The sequence below is a fragment of the Comamonas sp. genome, assembly GCF_036643215.1.
Taxonomy (GTDB): domain Bacteria; phylum Pseudomonadota; class Gammaproteobacteria; order Burkholderiales; family Burkholderiaceae_C; genus Comamonas.
This window is the reverse complement of the sequence record NZ_JAVXSJ010000002.1, coordinates 54,858-72,930: the sequence shown is the minus strand read 5'-3', so window position 1 is coordinate 72,930 and position 18,073 is coordinate 54,858. Positions and strand designations below refer to the sequence as shown.

Annotated in this window: 15 protein-coding genes; 6 read left to right on the top strand and 9 right to left on the bottom strand. The window is 58.8% G+C overall.

The genetic code is table 11. The features are described 5' to 3' along the window. Window positions 1-15 precede the first annotated feature (15 nt). The 7 genes from RSF91_RS02120 to RSF91_RS02090 all read right to left on the bottom strand — a co-directional run bounded on the left by RSF91_RS02120 (window position 16) and on the right by RSF91_RS02090 (window position 5,271). A complete protein-coding gene (locus tag RSF91_RS02120) occupies window positions 16-1,338 on the bottom strand; it encodes a type II and III secretion system protein family protein (RefSeq protein ID WP_442878780.1) in 1,323 nt (440 codons plus the stop codon). 45 nt (window positions 1,339-1,383) lie between these two features. Next, window positions 1,384-2,379, bottom strand: coding sequence for a Flp pilus assembly protein CpaB (gene cpaB / locus RSF91_RS02115; RefSeq protein WP_332566864.1), 996 nt, complete (start codon window positions 2,377-2,379; stop codon window positions 1,384-1,386). A 45-nt stretch (window positions 2,380-2,424) separates the two neighbouring features. After that, a complete protein-coding gene (locus RSF91_RS02110; protein ID WP_332566863.1) occupies window positions 2,425-2,922 on the bottom strand; it encodes a TadE/TadG family type IV pilus assembly protein in 498 nt (165 codons plus the stop codon). A 13-nt stretch (window positions 2,923-2,935) separates the two neighbouring features. After that, a complete protein-coding gene (locus RSF91_RS02105; RefSeq protein ID WP_332567041.1) occupies window positions 2,936-3,403 on the bottom strand; it encodes an A24 family peptidase in 468 nt (155 codons plus the stop codon). A gap of 9 nt (window positions 3,404-3,412) precedes the next feature. Beyond that, window positions 3,413-3,601, bottom strand: a complete 189-nt coding sequence (locus tag RSF91_RS02100) for a Flp family type IVb pilin (RefSeq protein WP_332566862.1) — start codon at window positions 3,599-3,601, stop codon at window positions 3,413-3,415. A 423-nt stretch (window positions 3,602-4,024) separates the two neighbouring features. After that, window positions 4,025-4,342: a helix-turn-helix domain-containing protein gene (locus tag RSF91_RS02095; RefSeq protein WP_332566861.1), complete on the bottom strand. Its 318-nt coding sequence runs from the start codon at window positions 4,340-4,342 to the stop codon at window positions 4,025-4,027. A gap of 131 nt (window positions 4,343-4,473) precedes the next feature. After that, complete coding sequence (locus RSF91_RS02090; RefSeq protein ID WP_332567040.1) at window positions 4,474-5,271, bottom strand: YecA/YgfB family protein; 798 nt, start codon at window positions 5,269-5,271, stop codon at window positions 4,474-4,476. A gap of 198 nt (window positions 5,272-5,469) precedes the next feature. On the opposite strand from RSF91_RS02090, the gene RSF91_RS02085 reads away from it, so the two are divergent. Both RSF91_RS02085 and RSF91_RS02080 read left to right on the top strand, forming a co-directional pair. Next, window positions 5,470-7,218 carry an FMN-binding glutamate synthase family protein gene (locus tag RSF91_RS02085; RefSeq protein WP_332566860.1) on the top strand — a complete coding sequence of 583 codons (1,749 nt, stop codon included), beginning with the start codon at window positions 5,470-5,472 and terminating at the stop codon, window positions 7,216-7,218. A 68-nt stretch (window positions 7,219-7,286) separates the two neighbouring features. Further along, entirely contained in the window at window positions 7,287-8,096 is an 810-nt protein-coding gene (locus tag RSF91_RS02080) for a hypothetical protein (protein WP_332567039.1), read from the top strand. Window positions 8,097-8,200: 104 nt separating this feature from the next. On the opposite strand, the gene RSF91_RS02075 is transcribed toward RSF91_RS02080, so the two are convergent. After that, a complete protein-coding gene (locus tag RSF91_RS02075; protein ID WP_332566859.1) occupies window positions 8,201-9,517 on the bottom strand; it encodes a dicarboxylate/amino acid:cation symporter in 1,317 nt (438 codons plus the stop codon). Window positions 9,518-9,823: 306 nt separating this feature from the next. Here RSF91_RS02075 and RSF91_RS02070 point away from each other — a divergent pair, with 306 nt between their 5' ends. The 4 genes from RSF91_RS02070 (at window position 9,824) to RSF91_RS02055 (ending at window position 17,508) form a co-directional block, all read left to right on the top strand. Continuing rightward, a complete protein-coding gene (locus RSF91_RS02070) occupies window positions 9,824-12,433 on the top strand; it encodes a hybrid sensor histidine kinase/response regulator (protein ID WP_332567038.1) in 2,610 nt (869 codons plus the stop codon). 343 nt (window positions 12,434-12,776) lie between these two features. Next, entirely contained in the window at window positions 12,777-14,150 is a 1,374-nt protein-coding gene (locus RSF91_RS02065) for a TolC family outer membrane protein (protein ID WP_332566858.1), read from the top strand. After that, window positions 14,147-16,288: a type I secretion system permease/ATPase gene (locus tag RSF91_RS02060; RefSeq protein ID WP_332566857.1), complete on the top strand. Its 2,142-nt coding sequence runs from the start codon at window positions 14,147-14,149 to the stop codon at window positions 16,286-16,288. Before RSF91_RS02065 ends, RSF91_RS02060 begins: the two co-directional genes overlap by 4 nt. After that, a complete protein-coding gene (locus RSF91_RS02055; protein ID WP_332566856.1) occupies window positions 16,285-17,508 on the top strand; it encodes an HlyD family efflux transporter periplasmic adaptor subunit in 1,224 nt (407 codons plus the stop codon). The genes RSF91_RS02060 and RSF91_RS02055 overlap by 4 nt, the downstream gene beginning before the upstream one ends. Window positions 17,509-17,609: 101 nt before the next feature. On the opposite strand, the gene bamE is transcribed toward RSF91_RS02055, so the two are convergent. Next, entirely contained in the window at window positions 17,610-18,065 is a 456-nt protein-coding gene (bamE, locus tag RSF91_RS02050) for an outer membrane protein assembly factor BamE domain-containing protein (protein WP_332566855.1), read from the bottom strand. Between the last annotated feature and the right edge of the window lie 8 nt (window positions 18,066-18,073).

Here is an 18,073-nt window from a genome sequence, read left to right as displayed (position 1 = left end):
CCTCAACCCTTGCTCTCAACGCGAGAAACCTGGCGCCACGCTGCGTGACAGGCCTCCTGCTATCCATGGGCCCCAGACAGAAGGATTGCGCTGCTCTGTGCGCCCGGGCAGCAATGCATCCACATTCACATCGCGGGCCAGCGGCTTGACCAGTCGCGGTGTTACCACAATCGCCAGCTCGCTTTCCTTTTGCTGAAACTCCTGGCGTTTGAACAGCACGCCCAAAACCGGGATATCGCCCAGCAAAGGTACTTTATCCACTCCCGATGTTGTCGTGCGGCTCACCAAACCACCGATGACAAAACTTTCTCCATCGCCCAGTTCAACAGTCGTATCTGCACGACGTGTCGTTATCGACGGGACAGAGGTCCCACTCAAGAGCACGCTATTGGCGTAGTCCAGCTCACTCGCCTCAGGGGCAACCTTCAGCACGATTCGATCGTTGGACAACACGGTAGGGGAAACAGTCAGGCCAATTCCATAAGGCTTGTATTGAATGGCAACTAGACCCGTTCCAGCAGGCACGGGCACCGGAACCTCGCCACCTGACAAAAAATTGGCGCTTTGCCCTGACAGCGCTACCAGCGTCGGCGCTGCCAGCACCCGCGCCAGGTTATTGCCCTCGAGCATGCCAATGTTGACGCCAATACCGGCTTTATCAAACTGCATCAGCAAGTTAAAGGCTGCTGTCATGGGGTTTGATGGCGAACCGGGAATGGAACTTCCACCGGCTGTACCGTAAGAGCCTCGGCCAAAAATACCGAAGCTGAAGCCCGAACTATTGGGCGCAGTGTTGAAAAGGTTGAGCCCCACCTTTTTCATCAGCGTCTTGTTGAGTTCAACCACCTTGACGTCAACCTGCACCACATTGCTCTTGAATTGCACGCTGGAGAGATCCACCGTCTTGACCTTGTCGCCAGACTGAGCGTTGGCCAGCTCATTTGCAAACTGCTGCTCGATCAGGCTGGATGCCTTCGCTGTGCGCAGCTCCACACGCTGCTGCACATTCAGCACATAGGTCTGGGCATGCGCTTCGCCGCGCGGCCAGACCATGAATGAAGTGCTACCGGGCTTGAGCGGGTTCAGCAAAATCTTGGCTGCAGCCCCCTTGCCATGGCGCTTGATATGGACGCCCGCCACCGTATCGTCACCAATCGCAATGCGCTCTACGCCATTGGGCAGATTCAGCTCGTGCTGGGTTCCCATAACGAGCTTGATTTCTTTCGCACCAGCTGCTTGATTTGCTATTTTTTCAGAAGCACCTACCGCTTGCTGCGCAAGCGCTGAGCCACTTAAAGCCATCAAAGACAGGCTGCAAAGAACAGACAGACGATTCATCGTCAAAGTGCGGGTAGAGGTAGAAGTAATCCTGTGATGCATAGATCAGTACCGCACTGTTTGAGAATTAGCACCGCGCACAAATTCAACCGACAAAGAGGGGTCTGCAGACGCGGTTCGTGTACGGGGCACTGCTGGCTTTGCAACACCTGCCGTCATGGGCTTGTCGGCACTCATTCGTGTTGCAGGAATACCCGTGGAACCCGCCAAGGTGCTCATCGCCACGCCTGCCTGCGCAGCATCAGCGCCTTCCAGCGGAGCATTGGCAGTGGCCCCCTTGGGCAGAGAAACGGCCAGCACGCCGGGCAGCGGAGAGAACTTGTCCATATCCGGCTCGCTGGTGTCTGCGGGGTTGCGCAATGCCAGCAGCAAGCTGCCGCTGCTTCCCCCCAATGCCAGTTGGCTGACCTCTTGTACCGGCACAGACAGCACCGCAGTGCGTGCACTTTCAGGGCCGTTGCCCTGCTGCTTGCTATCCGCCTTTTCCTGGCTGGTCAGCGCATCCACGGATGCAGCGCCATAGGCCAGCACGCGCTTGCGCGACAACAACAAACGCGCCTGGCTTTGGTCAATTTCATTACCATCACGGCGCAGAACAAAGAACACATCCACAAAATCACCAGGCCGAATACGATTGCCAGCACCCACGCTTTCATCCACCTTCACCGCCACGGCACGTTCACCATCGGGCACTTTCAGCGCCAGACCCGTGACCAGTTGACCTTTCAAGATGGGAGCGCCCTTGGGAATATCGACAGCGGGCACCGACCCCACAGCGGCAGGTACATCGTCATAAGCGCCGTCTGGACGAGAGGACAGACCCGCCAGTTGCAGGTCTTCCGCCTTGATAGCCTGCCCGGCAACCAGCGCCTGAGCCGCTACCACCACATTGACAGTCGAGGCTGCCTTGCCTTCGCTTGAGGAGGTCTGAACCTGCGGGTCAGCAGGCTTAGGCGCTTTGGCCAACATCCAGCCATAAACTCCCAAAGCTAGCGCTACAGCCAGCAAAACCCCAACTGCAATTTTTGCGATATTGACCATCTCCCCCCTCCTTCTTGGTGCCAGGCATTACAGGCCCGGCTTTATTCAGTCCATCAAACTGATCTGCGCCACAGCCTGCCCCTGCAAAGTTTTTGGAGTGGGTAAACCCATCAAAGGCCCCAGTAACTTTGGAACCAGGGGTGCTTTGTCGTAGTCATACGTCACAAGCACCTTGATGCAGGTGACACCATTCAAGGTCGGGCACAGCGCCTTGTCCGCCGTAACTTGCGTGGTGGTGATCCCAGTGGAGCAAACTCCCGCACCTGTACTCTGCCCCGAGCCGGCTTTTCTCAGCCAGTTAAGTACTTGATTGGACATATTGCAGGCTTCAGCAATACGCAGCGCTTGACGCTCAGTTGCATCTTTTCCATTTTGATAGCGAACTGCCGCGCGAGCCCCTTCAGAAGCAGCCAGGGTAATGGTTTGCTGTGCAGCAAAAATCAAGCCATAAGTCACAACGGCGTAGAAAATCAAAAAGAAAATTGGGAAGATGATGGCAAATTCAATCGCAGCCGCGCCTTTTTGTTTTTTCTGAATCTTCATGCATCCCCCTTCTTTAATTTTTATAAAACCCCATCACAATAATTGATGCAAAACTCAAATACGTCACGTACGGAATAAATTTTCTGTTACCACCTTCAACCCCATCTTTCATGGATGAAGTTGCCACAAAATAATATTTCAATGAACTTCGAGAAAAGGCCCCATGAAGCACTGCAAAAAAACAACTTATGAGCCATATTGGAAGCAGTAGCTTCCACCCAACCCAAAACCCAAGCACCGCTGCAAACTTCACATCTCCTGCGCCCATCATCTTTAGCCCATAAAAAACCAATAGCACAAAAAATGCAACTGCAGCACCAATAAAAGAGTCAAAAATTTCAATATTTACTGGATGCGAATCAGGATAGATTGAAATGCATAGAACTGCAGCCAATCCACCCGATATCGCAAGCCAGTTAAAAAATTTTCTATATATGGCATCTATTACTGCAGCCACACAAAGCCACAATAAAAAAACCATAAGCACTACTCACCCTCCTTTTGAAGGGGAAACACCACCCAAAATATCAGAAATTCTCTTAAAAAGCTCAGCTATTGCTTTCTGCACGCCTTCCAAAGAAACAATCAGCCCCACAGCAATCAGTCCCGCAATCAGCCCATATTCAATAGCCGTTGCCCCTTCTTCATCGCGCCAGAATTTAACGATTTGATCTTTCATGATCAGCTCCTTCAACATTCAGGTTTAAGAATCGCTGTGGCGACCTTTTCGACCACCGCGGAACTGATCTTACGGAGATGGAAACATTTTGAAATATTTGAAATAGCTATCAACAACTTCAAAACATAGCTCTTGGCAATTATTTTTCATTGATAAGTAGTTTTCAAAAACCAAAAAACCTAATAAAAACAATCGCTTTTCTTGCCTGAGCGAGATCAGAAGACCGCTCTCAAGTACAACTCTCACACTGCAGCCCTCTTTATAGCTACACAATCTTCATTTGTTTCCTACAGATTATTGGATTTAGTCCTACATTGACTAATCGGGTTAACCCTTTGTATCTGTTGCAAAAACAAAAAGACCTGCCAGCAGCAGGTCTTTAGAAAAGCAAAGGCGTAGCCTGAATTGCAGAAATTCAAAAATTCACTGCAAGGCTTTAATCAGTTTCAGGGCAATGTCCTGTAACGGCGGCCCCAGCTTTCTATAGCTGTCGAGCAAGCGCTGCTCGTCGGTTGGCAACGATGCTGTCTCGCTGTACAGACCCTCCATCAGCTCCAGCGCCGTTGTCTGCAATCCCACCGCAAGGCGGGAAAGCGTGTCGTTCTTGAGGGTGCGAATGGCACCCGATTCAATCTGAGAGATAGCGGAAGCCGTGACATCCGCCATCTGCGCCAGCCGCCCCTGGCTTAAGCCCAGCTCTTGCCGCCGCGCGCGTATGCGCTCACCTAAATGCGTCGTCATCAACCAAAAACCTGTCTCACAACGCTTGCCGCCACCTCTGACTTGTCAGAGGCAACTAGCAAGCGCCGCCCCGCAGCAATGCTGCCATCCCCATCAGGGGAAACTGCAGCGCCGCTCAGGGGGTAGCCGGTTTATGCACCGTGGCACTTCTTGAACTTCTTGCCGCTACCGCAGTGGCAAGGGTCGTTACGGCCGAGCTGCTCGCCCTTGACGATGGTTTCCTGACGGGGGCCCATGCTCTTCCACAGGCGATGCAGGTCATACACGGCCCAGATGGCTTCGCCAAAGGCGTCCACGCGCTCCTGGCTGGTCGATGCGGGGCCAGATTCTTCGTACAGGTTCAGAGCTGGAGTGTCGGTGTCGTCTTCGGTCAGATTGACGATGAACTCCATTGCAGCGTCCAGCCACTGAGCAGCTTCCTTGTCACGGGGAGCAGCCCATTCTTCGGCCCAGTTTTCCACCACAAACATGAAGCCCAGAGCCCACACTTGCGAGAAGGAAGGAATCTCTTCGTCAGCCAGCTCGGCCTGTTCTGCTTCCGGCAGGATCAGGATGGCGCCACGGGTGTCCAGCGCTTCAGGCTGGAAGGCGACTTCGTCAGCCAGAGACTTGATGTCCGTATTCAGCTGGGTGCGCACTTCGTTCAGGCGCAACTCGAACAGCTCCATGAAACGGGCTTGCTGGGCCTCGTCCTTGAAGGCTTCCAGCTTAGGCAGGGGTTGACCAGCGGCCACGTCCAGCGTTTCACCGTCGCCCAGCAGCATGGGCAGGTATTCGGCGGCTTCAATGGGGCGGCGTGTGCAGACCAGAGCGGTCAGAAAACCGTCGCAGAACTCCCACTGGGGGATTTCGTCGCCACGGGTGCGCATTTCGTCGAGCAGGGCATCCAGCTCTTCGAGCTGATCGTTGCTCAGTGCGCCCTCAGGCATGTCGGCGGAGGCCGCATCTTCTACGGCGGGGTTAGGTGCTTGTTCTTGCATAGGGAAAGGCTTTTATGATGGCCCGGACTGTTTTCATCACTATCGAAGAGCAGGGCCGGGCGATGGACCAAGGGGACTGAAGCATCTGGTGTGGATGCGCCCCGTACAGGACTGAATTTTAACGGGCCACCATCAACACCCCCTGCCATGGGAGTATCTGCAGTGAATCGTTTTCTCAATAGCCTGCCCCTGCGCTACGGTGCGCTGATCGTTTCCGTGGTCGTTTTTGGAGCATCGCTCTACACGCAAGCGACCGCTGGCAAGGGCTTGTGGTGGCTGATTGCCTCGGCTGTGCTGGTGCTGGTGGGCCTTCACGATCTGCTGCAAAAGCCCCATGCCATCTTGCGCAACTACCCCATCATGGGTCACTTTCGCTTCTTTTTTGAATTCATCCGGCCCGAGATTCGCCAGTACTTCATCGAAGGCGACACCGAAGCTCAACCCTTCTCCCGCGCTCAGCGTTCGCTGGTCTATCAGCGCGCCAAGGGGCAGGTGGATAACCGCCCTTTCGGCACCCAGCTTGACGTAGGCCAGCAAGGCTATGAGTGGGTCAACCACTCCATGCAACCGACCAAGCTGGGCTCGCACGACTTTCGCGTGTGGATTGGTGGCTCGCCAGAGCAGGCGCAAGAAGGGCACGAGCCCTGCTCTCGCCCCTATCACGCCAGCGTCTTCAATATCTCGGCCATGAGCTTTGGCGCGCTATCGGGCAACGCCATTCAGGCGCTGAATCAAGGTGCCAAGATGGGCGGATTCATTCACGACACGGGTGAAGGCTCCATCAGCCAGTACCACCGCATGCATGGCGGTGATCTGATCTGGGAAGTTGCTTCCGGCTACTTTGGTTGCCGCAATGCGGACGGCACATTCAGCGAAGAGAAATTCGTCGCCAACGCCTCTGATCCGCAGGTCAAGATGATTGAGCTCAAGCTCAGCCAAGGTGCCAAACCTGGACACGGCGGCATGCTGCCCGGGGCCAAGGTCACTCCTGAAATTGCAGCAGCTCGCGGCATCCCTGTGGGCGTGGACTGCATTTCGCCCTCCAGCCACAGCGCATTCTCAACCCCTGTGGAGCTGACGCAGTTCATAGGCAAGCTGCGTCGCCTCTCGGGCGGCAAGCCCACGGGCTTCAAGTTCTGCGTGGGCCACCCCTGGGAATGGTTTGCCATGGTCAAGGCCATGCTGGAGACCAATATCACCCCCGACTTCATCGTGGTCGATGGCGCTGAAGGCGGCACCGGCGCAGCACCTGTGGAGTTTGTGGACCATGTGGGCGTGCCGCTGCAAGAAGGTTTGCTGCTGGTCCACAACACGCTGCTGGGGGTGAATCTGCGCCACCGCATCAAGATCGGCGCTGCAGGCAAGGTCATCACCGCCTTTGATATCGCCCGCATGATGGCTCTGGGCGCCGACTGGTGTAACTCGGGGCGCGGCTTCATGATGGCGCTGGGCTGCATTCAGGCCCAGAGCTGCCACACGGGCACCTGCCCCACCGGCGTAACCACTCAGGATGCCGTGCGCCAGCAGGCGCTGGTGGTGCCCGACAAAGCCACGCGCGTGGCCAACTTCCACAAAAACACGCTGCACGCGCTGCAGGAGCTGGTGCAAGCCGCCGGACTCAAACACCCCAACGAAATCACCGCCCATCACATTGTGCGAAGGCTGGACGATACGCAGGTCAGTCTGCTTTCTAACCTGATCCTGCGCGTAGAGCCGGGTTGCCTGCTCCAGAACCTGCAGCGCCAGCACAAGGTCTTTCAGAATTACTGGCCACTGGCCACAGCGCAGAGCTTTCAGCCACTGCATGAGCCGGTTCTGCGCCCATCTGCGCCGGGCAGTGCCGACAACGCGGCACAATCGCAGACTTTGCCTTTGCGCAACGGTATCTGGACCTGAGAAGCCAGAACCCAGCGCCAGCCAGACCCTTCGCCGTGACATCTCAGGATAATTCCGCTCAAGCCCATATGCAAAAAGCGCAGACAGCTATCAATTACGAAGCATTTCTGCGCGAGCATCTGAACCAGCCCCACAGCATCATGCGTTATGAACTGGCGCATGAAACCCTCTGGGTGAAGTGCGCCAGCAAAGGCAACCCGGCCTTGAACTACTGGTTGCTGAGCGCGCTGGCCAAGCTCTTCGGCGCCGCCGTGCTGCAACCCGTGCCCAACCCCGGCGGGGCCGAATCCATTCAGACCGAGGCGCGCCGCCTGCGCAACTTCAAGGCCAAAGGCCTGCGCGTGCCTGAAGTGCTGGCCACGACGGAGCAAGCCTTTGTCATGCGCCATCTGGGCAGACCCGGCGAAGAAGCGCCGTCGCTGAGCAACGCCATTGAAGACGCCATCCCCAAAGGCTCAGCCGCCACACTCAAGCTATGGCGACAGGGGCTGGATGCGATTCATGATGCGCACACCAGGGGCGAGGTGCTGAGCCAGGCCGTGGCCCGCAACATGGTGGTCTGCGCCGATGGGGTAATTGGCTTTATCGACTTTGAAGACGACCCCGCAGCCCACCTGCCCCGCGCCGTGTGCATGGCCCGTGATGCTCTGAACTACGCCCAGTCCACCGCTCTGTTTTTGCAGCAGGCGGGGGCGATGGAAGAAGCGCAAAAGCATTGGCTAGCCTTTGTTCAGCAACTGCCTGCTGATGCACAGCAGGTTCTGGCCCGTACGGTCAAAAAACTGGGCTGGGTGCGCGTTCTGCCCCGCAGCAAACGACTGGGCCGCGATACGCTGCGCGTGCTGGCTGCGTATGACTTGCTGGGAACGCCACCCTGATCACTGCAAAAATCATAGCTACTCGCGCTTGATGTGATTGCGTCAGACAGCAAAAAAGCCCTGATCTTTCGAGCAGGGCTTTTTTCGTTCAGCACGCAGCGTGATCAGGCATGCGCAGCCGCTTCAGCGGTAACAGGCTTGCCCGACAGCGCGGCATCCAGCTTGTCGTAGTCCAGCGCGTTTTCCCACTTAGAGACAACCACGGTCGCAACGGCGTTGCCGATGAAGTTGGTCAGCGAACGGCATTCAGACATGAAGCGGTCCACACCCAGAATCAGCGCCATACCGGCCACTGGCACTTCAGGCACCACGGCCAGAGTGGCGGCCAAAGTGATGAAGCCCGCGCCAGTCACGCCCGCTGCGCCCTTGGACGACAGCATGGCAACCAGCAGCAGTGCGATCTGGTGGCCCAGCGTCAGGTGCGTATCGGTGGCCTGAGCGATGAACAGCGCAGCCAGCGTCATGTAGATGTTGGTGCCGTCCAGGTTGAAGGAGTAACCGGTAGGAACCACCAGACCCACCACCGACTTGCTGCAGCCAGCCTTTTCCATCTTGTGCATCAGCGAAGGCAGAGCCGACTCGGACGACGATGTACCCAGCACCAGCAGCAGCTCGTCCTTCAGGTACTTGATCAGCTTGATGACCGAGAAGCCGCAGGCACGGGCCACAGCGCCCAGAATCACCAGCACGAACAGCGCCGAGGTGATGTAGAAGGTCAGCACCAGCTCGGCCAGATTGACCAGCGAGCCCAGACCAAACTTGCCAATGGTGAAGGCCATGGCTCCAAAAGCGCCGATGGGGGCGAACTTCATGACGATGTTCACCAGCTTGAAGATGGGCTTGGTCAGCGACTCCAGGAAGTTCAGCACGGTCTTACCGCCCTCGCCAGCCAGCGCCAGCGACACGCCAAACAGAACCGCAACCAGCAGCACCTGCAGAATGTTGTCACCCACAAATGGGCTGACCAGGGTCTTGGGGATGATGTCCATCACAAAGCCGGTCAACGTCATCTCATGCGACTTGGCCACATAGCCCTTGACGGCGCTCTGATCCAGATCGGCGGGGTTGATGTGCATGCCAGAGCCTGGCTGCATCACGTTGGCCACCACCAGACCGACAACCAGCGCCAGTGTGGAGAAGGTCAGGAAGTACGCCATGGCCTTGCCGAACACGCGGCCCACGGCGCTCAGGTGCGTCATGCTGGCAATGCCGGTCACGATGGTCAAGAAGATCACCGGCGCGATGATCATCTTGATGAGCTTGATGAACGCGTCGCCAAACGGCTTCATGGCCTCGCCATAAGCAGGCGAGAAGTGACCCAGCAGCACGCCCACGATGATGGCAAACACCACCTGAAAGTACAGTTGGCGGTAAAACGGCAGGTTCTCGCGAGGAGCGGATTCAGTGGGTATTGAGTGCATGCTGCATCTCCCAAAATTAGGGGGGGCACCACCGTGGTGCACCGATTTGTTGCCGTTTGTACCCCCGCGCCGTTTTTGTGCCGATAACCTATTGGTATTAGATGCAGCCTGCCTCCCTAGGAGAGCGAGTACAAACCTAGGGAAACCCCTAGTACACCACAATCCCTTTGAACGCGTCTACCCACCCACACTGAGACGCCTGACCGTCCATACACCCCGCGCTCCAAGTCCAACCTTGTGCCCAATCTCGTTCAAAAATTCGCGCGAAACCGCCTGCTCCTGACCTTGCTTGTCGTGCTGGCCGGCATGCTGCTGTGCATGTTTGCCGCCAGCCGCATTGCGCTGCAGACCTCGCTGCACGACGAGAGCCAGAGCGTGCAGCGCCAGCTCACCCTCTACGCGCAGGCCATGGTGCAGCGCGTGGACCGCTACCGCACCCTGCCCGAGGTGCTGGCGCTTGATCACCAGCTCAAAGACGCACTCACCCACCCATTGAGCGCAGCGGAGGTGGACAAGCTCAACCGCAAGCTGGAGCAAGCCAACGGCGCCAGCCGCGCATCCACCCTCACCCTCATCGACAAAAATGGCAAGGCACTGGCCGCCAGCAACTGGCGCGGCTCGCACACCAATGTGGGCGAGGATTACAGCTTTCGCCCCTACGTCACGCAGGCGCTGAGCCATGGCAGCGGCCGCTTTTACGGCATCGGCATGACGACTGGCCTGCCCGGCTACTTTCTGTCTCAAGCCATTCGTGCGGATGACGGCTCTGTACTTGGCCTCATAGCTATCAAAATTTTGCTCCAAGAGCTGGAAGGCGAATGGCGCCAGTCGCCAGACATCGTGCTGGCATCCGATGAGCATGGCGTGGTCTTCCTGTCCAACCGCGATGAATGGCGCTACCGCCTGCTGCAGCCGCTTTCCGCCAAAGACGAGCAGGAAGTACAGGACACGCACCAGTACGCAGACCAGACGCTGCAACCGCTGAGCTACCGCATCAACCAGACCTCTGAAGGCAGTGGCGTACTGGCCTCCTTCAGCCAGCCCCAGCTGGCCGACCCGGTGCTCTGGCTGCGCATGGACTTGCCAGAAAGCAGCTGGCAGCTGCACCTGCTGCACGACATAGGCCACAACCAGTCCACCAGCCACTGGGCCGCCATTGCCGCAGGCGGCCTGTGGCTGGCTGCATCGCTGCTGGTGCTCTACATACGCCAGCGCCAGCGGCTGGCCGCACTGCGCCAGCGCAGCCGCAAAGAACTGGAAACCGTGCTGCACCAGCACGCGCAAGAGCTGCGCACCGCACAAGACGGCATTGTTCAGGCCGCCAAACAGGCCGATACCGGCCTCTCACGCAGCCTGCAGCATCTGCCCCAGGGCGTGGTGGTGGTCGATCCGCAATTGCGGCTGGTTGCATGGAATTCACGCTATATCGAGCTATTTCGCTACCCACCCGAGCTGATGCATGTGGGCCAGCCCATTGAGACCTTGATACGCCACAACGCCAAGCGCGGCTTGCTGGGCAAGGGCGATGTGGATCAGGCCATACAGCGCCGGCTGGAGCACCTGCGCAGCGGCAGCCCGCACCTGCATGAAAGCGCCAAGGGCGACGGCACGGTGCTGGAGATTCGTGGCAACCCACTTCCAGACGGCGGCTTTGTCACCAGCTACGCCGACATCACCAGCTACAAGAACACCGCTCGCGAGCTGCGCAATCTGGCCGACACGCTGGAGCAGCGCATTGCCGAACGCACGCACGATCTGGCGCAGGCCAAGCAAGAGGCAGAACGTGCCAACCGCTATAAAACCCGCTTTGTCGCATCCGCCGTGCACGACCTGCTGCAACCGCTGAACGCAGCACGCATCTTCACCAGCCTGCTGCCCGCCTATCTGCAAGACGATGCCGGCCGCCTGCTGGCCCAGCGCGTGGACAAATCACTGGCATCGCAAGACGCCATCCTCACCAGCCTGCTCGATATCTCGCGCATGGAATCGGGCCAGCTCGAAGTCCATGTGCGCGACTTCACCGTCAGCTCGCTGCTGGAAGTGGTGCACAACAACTTTGCGTTGCAGGCCGAGCATGAAGGCCTGAGCCTGCGCTGCATCCCCAGCCAGCTGGTGGTGCGCAGTGACGAAGCCCTGCTGCGCCGCATTCTGCAGAACTTTGTCTCCAACGCCATCCGCTACTCACACAAGGGCCGCATCGTCGTCGGTTGCCGCCGTGAACACCGACCCAATGGCGACCATGTCCGCATCGAAGTGCACGACCAAGGCCCCGGCATTCCACCCGGTCTGCAAAAAGAAATCTTCGAAGAATTTCGCCGCCTCGACGAAGGCCATGCCGACGACCGCGGCACTGGCCTGGGCCTTGCCATCGTCGAGCGCCTTGGCAAGCTGCTGGGCCATGAAATCGGCCTGCGCTCAACGCTTGGCAAAGGCAGCATCTTCTGGGTCAGCGTGCCACTGGGCAATGCCGCAGCCGTGGCGCCCACCTTGCAGGAACCATCACCCAGCGCCCGCAGCGACAGCCCGCTGCAAGGCGCCGCCATCTGGTACGTAGAAGACGACCCTCCTACGCGCGATGCCACCTGCGCCCTGTTACAGCGCTGGGGATGCGAGGTACTGCTGGCCGCCAACGCCCCCGAGGCGCTGGCATACGCCAAACCCGGCAACGCCCCACAACTGGTGCTGCTGGACGTACATCTGGGCCAGCTCTACGGCCCCGATGTCTATGCCCAGCTCTGCGACCGCTGGGGCCAGCAGCCACCCGTCATTCTGCTCACCGCCGAAGGCGACAGCACCCTGCGCCGCCAGGCCGCCGAGCGCGGCTGGGGCTTTCTGGCAAAGCCGGTGCGGCCGCCTGCGCTGCGGGCGCTGATGAGTCAGACGTTTTTGCGCGGCCTGGAGGGTGGGGGAGACTGAATGCGTTATGGCTAAAGCGCTTATCCATCAAGCGCTAAATGCTATGCAAATCAAAGCGATTGCAAGACATTGTCATTTTCAATCTTTGCTGTCGCCCTGCCCCAACACAAGCGCATACCTGGCCTCAGGATTTACTTTGGGCCGGGTGACAAACATGCACCCAGTTGTTAGCATGTAGGAATTATCCTATTTGGCAGCACCCTATCAAAAGGCTGGATAACTTGCCATTGGAAATAGCACTGCTGCCTCAACACAACAGGCTGCCTGGTGCTCCAGCATGGCGCAGCAACTGCCTGTTGCTTCTTGTGATGAGCCGCACGGCCATCACAAGCATGCGTCCACCATGTCCCTATTCAAGTCTCCCTACCTTACGCCGCTGTGCACCGTCAGCACAGCGTTGCTGCTGAGCGTAAGCCTGCAGCCTGCGTTTGCCGCACAGGCAGACGCACCCTCCCCTTCGGCGCGTGCCGCCCAGCCTGTGGCCTTGAGCCTGACTGAAGCGGTCAAAGCGGCCAATGACTGGCATCCGTCTTTACGCAACGCCACAGGGCAGTTGCAGCAGACCCAGGAAGGCATTTCAGCCGCCAAAGCCGCCTACTACCCACAAGTCCGGGCGGGCATCAGCAGCGAATCCAGCAGCCAAAGAAACACCAGCACCGGCTCCACGCGCACCAATCTGGGCAAGGTGACGGTTTCACAAATGCTGTATGACTTTGGCAAAGTCTCCCACTCGGTGACGCAGGCACAGGCGCAGGCCACAGCGGCCCGTTACCAGCTTCAATTGACCCAGGAAGCGGTCACGCGTGAAACCGCACTGGTCTGGGTAGAACTCAGCCGCCAGCAGACCATGAGCCAGATCGCCTCCTCGCAGGTCGAAGGGGTCAAGGCGCTGGCCAATCTGGCCATGGAGCGCGAGAAAAAAGGCGCGAGCACCCGCTCTGACTCCCTGCAAGCGCAGTCACGCGTGGAATCTGCTGCCGCCCAGGCCATCAATATTGCTGCGCAGGTTCAGCGCAACCGCATCAGCCTCATGCAGCTCACGGGTGCCAAGACGCTTGTCTCCTCCGACAGTGCTGCGCCGCAGTTCCTCTTGCAGGCTTGCAACGCTGCAGCACTGGCTGCGCCCAACTCTCTCATCTTGCGCGCCCAGGCGCTGCGTGATGCGGCCCGGGCCGGCGTGGATGTGGCTGACAGCACCCGCATGCCCACCCTGTCACTGGACGGATCCGTGCAGCGCGGCATCGACAGCCAGTCCCGCAGCAACAGCCCAAGCGGACTGAACACCTCTGTGACCGTGAACTTCAGCGCCCCTCTTTATGAAGGAGGAGGCAACCAGGCCCGCCTGCGCGCCGCCATGTATGCGCTGGATGCGGCAGAAGCCTCGATCGAGCAGGCGCAACTGCAAACCCAGCAAGGCCTGCAGGATGCACAGGCTCAGTTTATGGGTCAACGCTCCAGAGAGCCTCTGCTGGCTCAACGCACAGCAAGCATCAAGGGTACCAAACAGCTCTATGCGGATCAGTATCTGCAACTCGGCACCCGCTCTTTGCTGGAGCTTCTCAACGCAGAGCAGGAATACCACGGTGCGCGCTTTGATCAGCTGGATAACCAGTACGAGCAACTGAGACTGGGTGTGGAGTGCCTGTACCAAAGCGGACACCTGCGCGATACCTTCCACCTGGACATGCCCATCGCCAACAACGGAAGCAAGCCATGACCGTCAAAAACGCCACCACCTCTGACGTGCTGGATACCGTGCTATCCGTCGCCGCACACTACCAGCTCAACACCTCGCGCGAGCACCTTCGAGTCGCGGCGGAATGGAGTGGCAACCAGAGCACTCTGGAGCTGATCCACCAGTTGGCGCTGCAGGCCGGCCTCAGCTTCAAGCAAGTAGAGCCGTTACTAGCCTCATTGACCCCTTGGCGTTTGCCAGTCGTGGTGGTGCTGAAAGATGACCAGGTTGCGGTCATCACGGCCAAGACCACGGATGGGCTGCGCATCAGCTTCAGCGGCGACCAAGGCGCCGAAAGCAACATCACCGCCGAAGCGCTGCAACCACAGGTTGAAGCCATGGCCGTGCTCAGGCCCCTGCAATCCGCACCGGATTCACGGGTCGACAGCTATATCCAGCCCGTCAAGCCCAACTGGCTGCGCCAACTGGTCCTGGCAGACCTGCGCCCCTACGCCCACATTCTGCTGGCCTCCCTCGTCACCAACCTCATGGCGCTGGGCAGCGTGCTGTTCTCCATGCAGGTCTATGACCGCGTGGTTCCCTCCCAGTCGCTGCCCACACTGTGGGTACTGTTTGGTGGTGTTGTGCTCTCCATGGTGTTTGCCTGGGTCATGCGCAGTGCGCGCATGCACATCACGGACATTCTGGGCAAGCGCGCCGACATGCGCATCTCCGACCGTGTCTTTGGCCATGCGCTGCGCGTTCGCAACAGCGCCCGCCCCAAGGCAACCGGAACCTTCATCTCTCAGATCCGTGAGCTGGAGCCTGTGCGCGAAATGCTCACCTCCACCACGATCGCAGCCGTCGCAGACCTTCCCTTCTTTCTGCTGTTCAGCGTAATTTTCTGGCTCATCGCTGGCGAACTGGTCTGGGTCCCTGCGGCGGCTTTCGTCGCCCTGTTGCTTCCCAGCTTGCTGGCACAGCCCAAGCTGCGTCAGCTGGCGCAGGCCAGCACGCGCGAATCTGCTCTGCGCAGCGCCATGCTGGTGGAAACCGTGCAAGGCATTGAAGACATCAAGCTGCTGCAGGCAGAGGCCAGATTCCAGAACCAGTGGAACCACTACAACGCCGTCAGTGCGGAATCAGGGCTGCAAATGCGGGCACTTCTGCACACCCTCAGCAACTGGCTGCAGACCGTGCAGGGCGGCGCCTTCGCCGTCGTCATTGTGGTCGGGGCCCCTCAGGTCATGCGTGGCGACATCAGCACTGGCGTGCTTGTCGCTGCATCCATGCTGTGCTCTCGCATGCTGGCCCCTCTGGCCAGCATCACCCAGGTGCTCAACCGCTGGCAGCAGGCCAAGGTCGCCAGCCAGGCCCTGGATCAACTCATGAAGCTGCCGGTCGACCATGCGGCAGAGGGCACGCGCGTACACCGCCCCGTACTTCAGGGGCACTATGAATTCAATCAGGCCAGCTTCAGCCATGACGGCAAGACCGTATGCCTGCAAGTCAAAAGCCTCAGCATCCAGCCTGGCGAACGCATTGCCGTACTGGGCCGCAACGGTGCGGGCAAATCCACCTTGCTGCACGCGCTGTCTGGCTTGATGGAGCCCGCAACGGGCCAGCTGCTGCTGGATGGCGTCTCACTCCAGCACATTGATCCAGGCGACGTCAGACGGGATATCGCCCTGCTCACGCAGAACGCCCGCCTGTTCCACGGCTCACTGCGAGACAACATGGTACTGGGCTCACCCCATGCCACTGACGAAGACATCATGAAAGCTCTGGAAGCCGTAGGCGCTTGGGCCTTTGTACGCAAGCTGCCTACAGGGCTGGATCACCCCATTCTCGAGGGAGGCCTTGGCCTGTCCGGCGGTCAACGCCAGAGCCTGCTGCTGGCCCGCCTGCTGCTGCGCCAGCCCCGAGTGCTGCTGCTGGACGAACCCACTGCATCCCTGGATGAAGTCGCGGAGCGTGAAGTCATACAAAGCCTGCGCAAGCTGCCTCGCAACCACACACTGGTCATCGCCACGCACCGCCCTGCCGTTCTTGACATTGTGGACCGCATCATCGTGGTGGATGGCGGCACCATCGTCGTCAACGGACCCAGAGAAGCCGTGATGGCACAGCTGCGCGGCGCACCGCAAGCCGCAAACACAAAACAAGGAGTCGCGGCATGATGAACAAGCTTTTCCCATCGGCCGCCGCTGCTGCCCAGCGCCAACGCACGACACTGCCCAAGCCTGATGACTTTGACGAAGTAAAGGCCAGCCACTCCAACCAGGTCGTCTGGCTGACTGCCGGATTTCTGCTGGCCTTCTTCGCCTGGGCCTGGTACTTCGAAGTGGACGAAGTTTCGAGCGGAACAGGGCAAGTCATCCCCACCTCCAGAGAGCAGCGCATACAGTCTCTCGAAGGCGGCATTCTTGCGGAGCTGCGCGTACGTGAAGGGCAGATTGTCGAAAAAGGCGAGGTGCTTGCCCGCCTCGACCCCACCCGGGGCGAATCGAGCGTAGAAGAAACCGCTGTCCGCTACCGGGCGGCCCTTGCGGCCAGCTCCCGCCTCGAAGCCGAAATCAAAGGCCAGGACACCCCTGCGTTCCCCGATGAACTCAAGGCCCACCCACAGCTCCTCGCGACAGAGACAGCCCTGCTACGCTCACGGCGCAGCGCTCTTGCAGAAACCACCTCAGGCCTGAACCAAGCCCTTGCCCTGGTGCGCAAGGAGCTGGAAATCACCCGCTCGCTGCTAAGCAGCGGCGCGGCCAGCAATGTCGAGCTGATCCGGCTAGAGCGCCAACGCGCAGAGCTAGACCTGAAAGTGGGCGAAGCACGCGCAGCCTACATGCTGCGCGCCCGTGAAGAACTGGCCAAGGCCGAAGCAGAAGTCAAATCCCTGCAATCCGTGGTGCGCGGCCGGACTGATGCGCTGGAGAGAATGACGCTGATCTCTCCTGTACGCGGCATCATCAAAGCCCTGGAGGTCACCACCATCGGTGGCGTCATCCCCCCTAACGGCTCCGTAATGACACTGGTGCCACTCGACGACCAGTTGCTGATTGAAGCCCGCATCTCGCCGCGCGACATTGCCTTCATTCATCCCGGGCAAGAGGCCATGGTCAAAGTCACCGCCTATGACTACGCCATCTATGGCGGCCTCAAAGGCAAGGTCGTCACCATCGCCCCCGACACAGTGCGCGATGAAGTCAAACGCGAAGTGCTCTACTACCCCGTCTTGGTTCGCACCGAGTCGGATGCACTGGTCAACAAGGCAGGCAAACGCTTTGCCATCGTGCCAGGCATGGTCGCCAGCGCAGACATTCGCACCGGACAAAAAACCATCTGGCAATACATCACCAAGCCCTTTAACAAGGCTGGTGAAGCGCTACGCGAAAGATAGCAATCAGTTCATCTGAATACATAAAAAAGCCCTGGCAGGAAATTCCCGCCAGGGCTTTTTTCTAGGCCCATCGCACAAGGCGATGAGCAACTCATCCCAGCTTAGCCCTTGGGCTGAACCAGGTCCAGACACTGGTGACGCCGCCAGACAGCCTCACGCACCTTCTCAGCCTGATCGCCCTCAAACACCACCTTGTACTGGCACACCAGATAGTTCTGGGACTGCGGCATCAGGAACTTGAAGTTGTAATCCCACTCCAGTCCCCGCGAACCCTGAGCCTGCTTGAGCGGCTGGCCCAGCATGGTCTGCACCTGGCCGGCCGTCAGCCCGGCCTGCACCTGACGGAAGCCTTCAGGCTTGGACACAATGCCGTCCCGCACAAAGGGCTCTTTGAAGTCAGGCCAATTCACATGCACATTGGTGAACTCCAGCTTTTCCGGATTACTGACCTTATCGACCGGATTGTGCTGCCATGCCAAGGCTGCACTGGCAGCCACCAAACTTGCACCGCCCAGCAGCAAGGCGGGCAGACTCTTGAGGTTGAAAATTTTCTTCATCTTGAAAT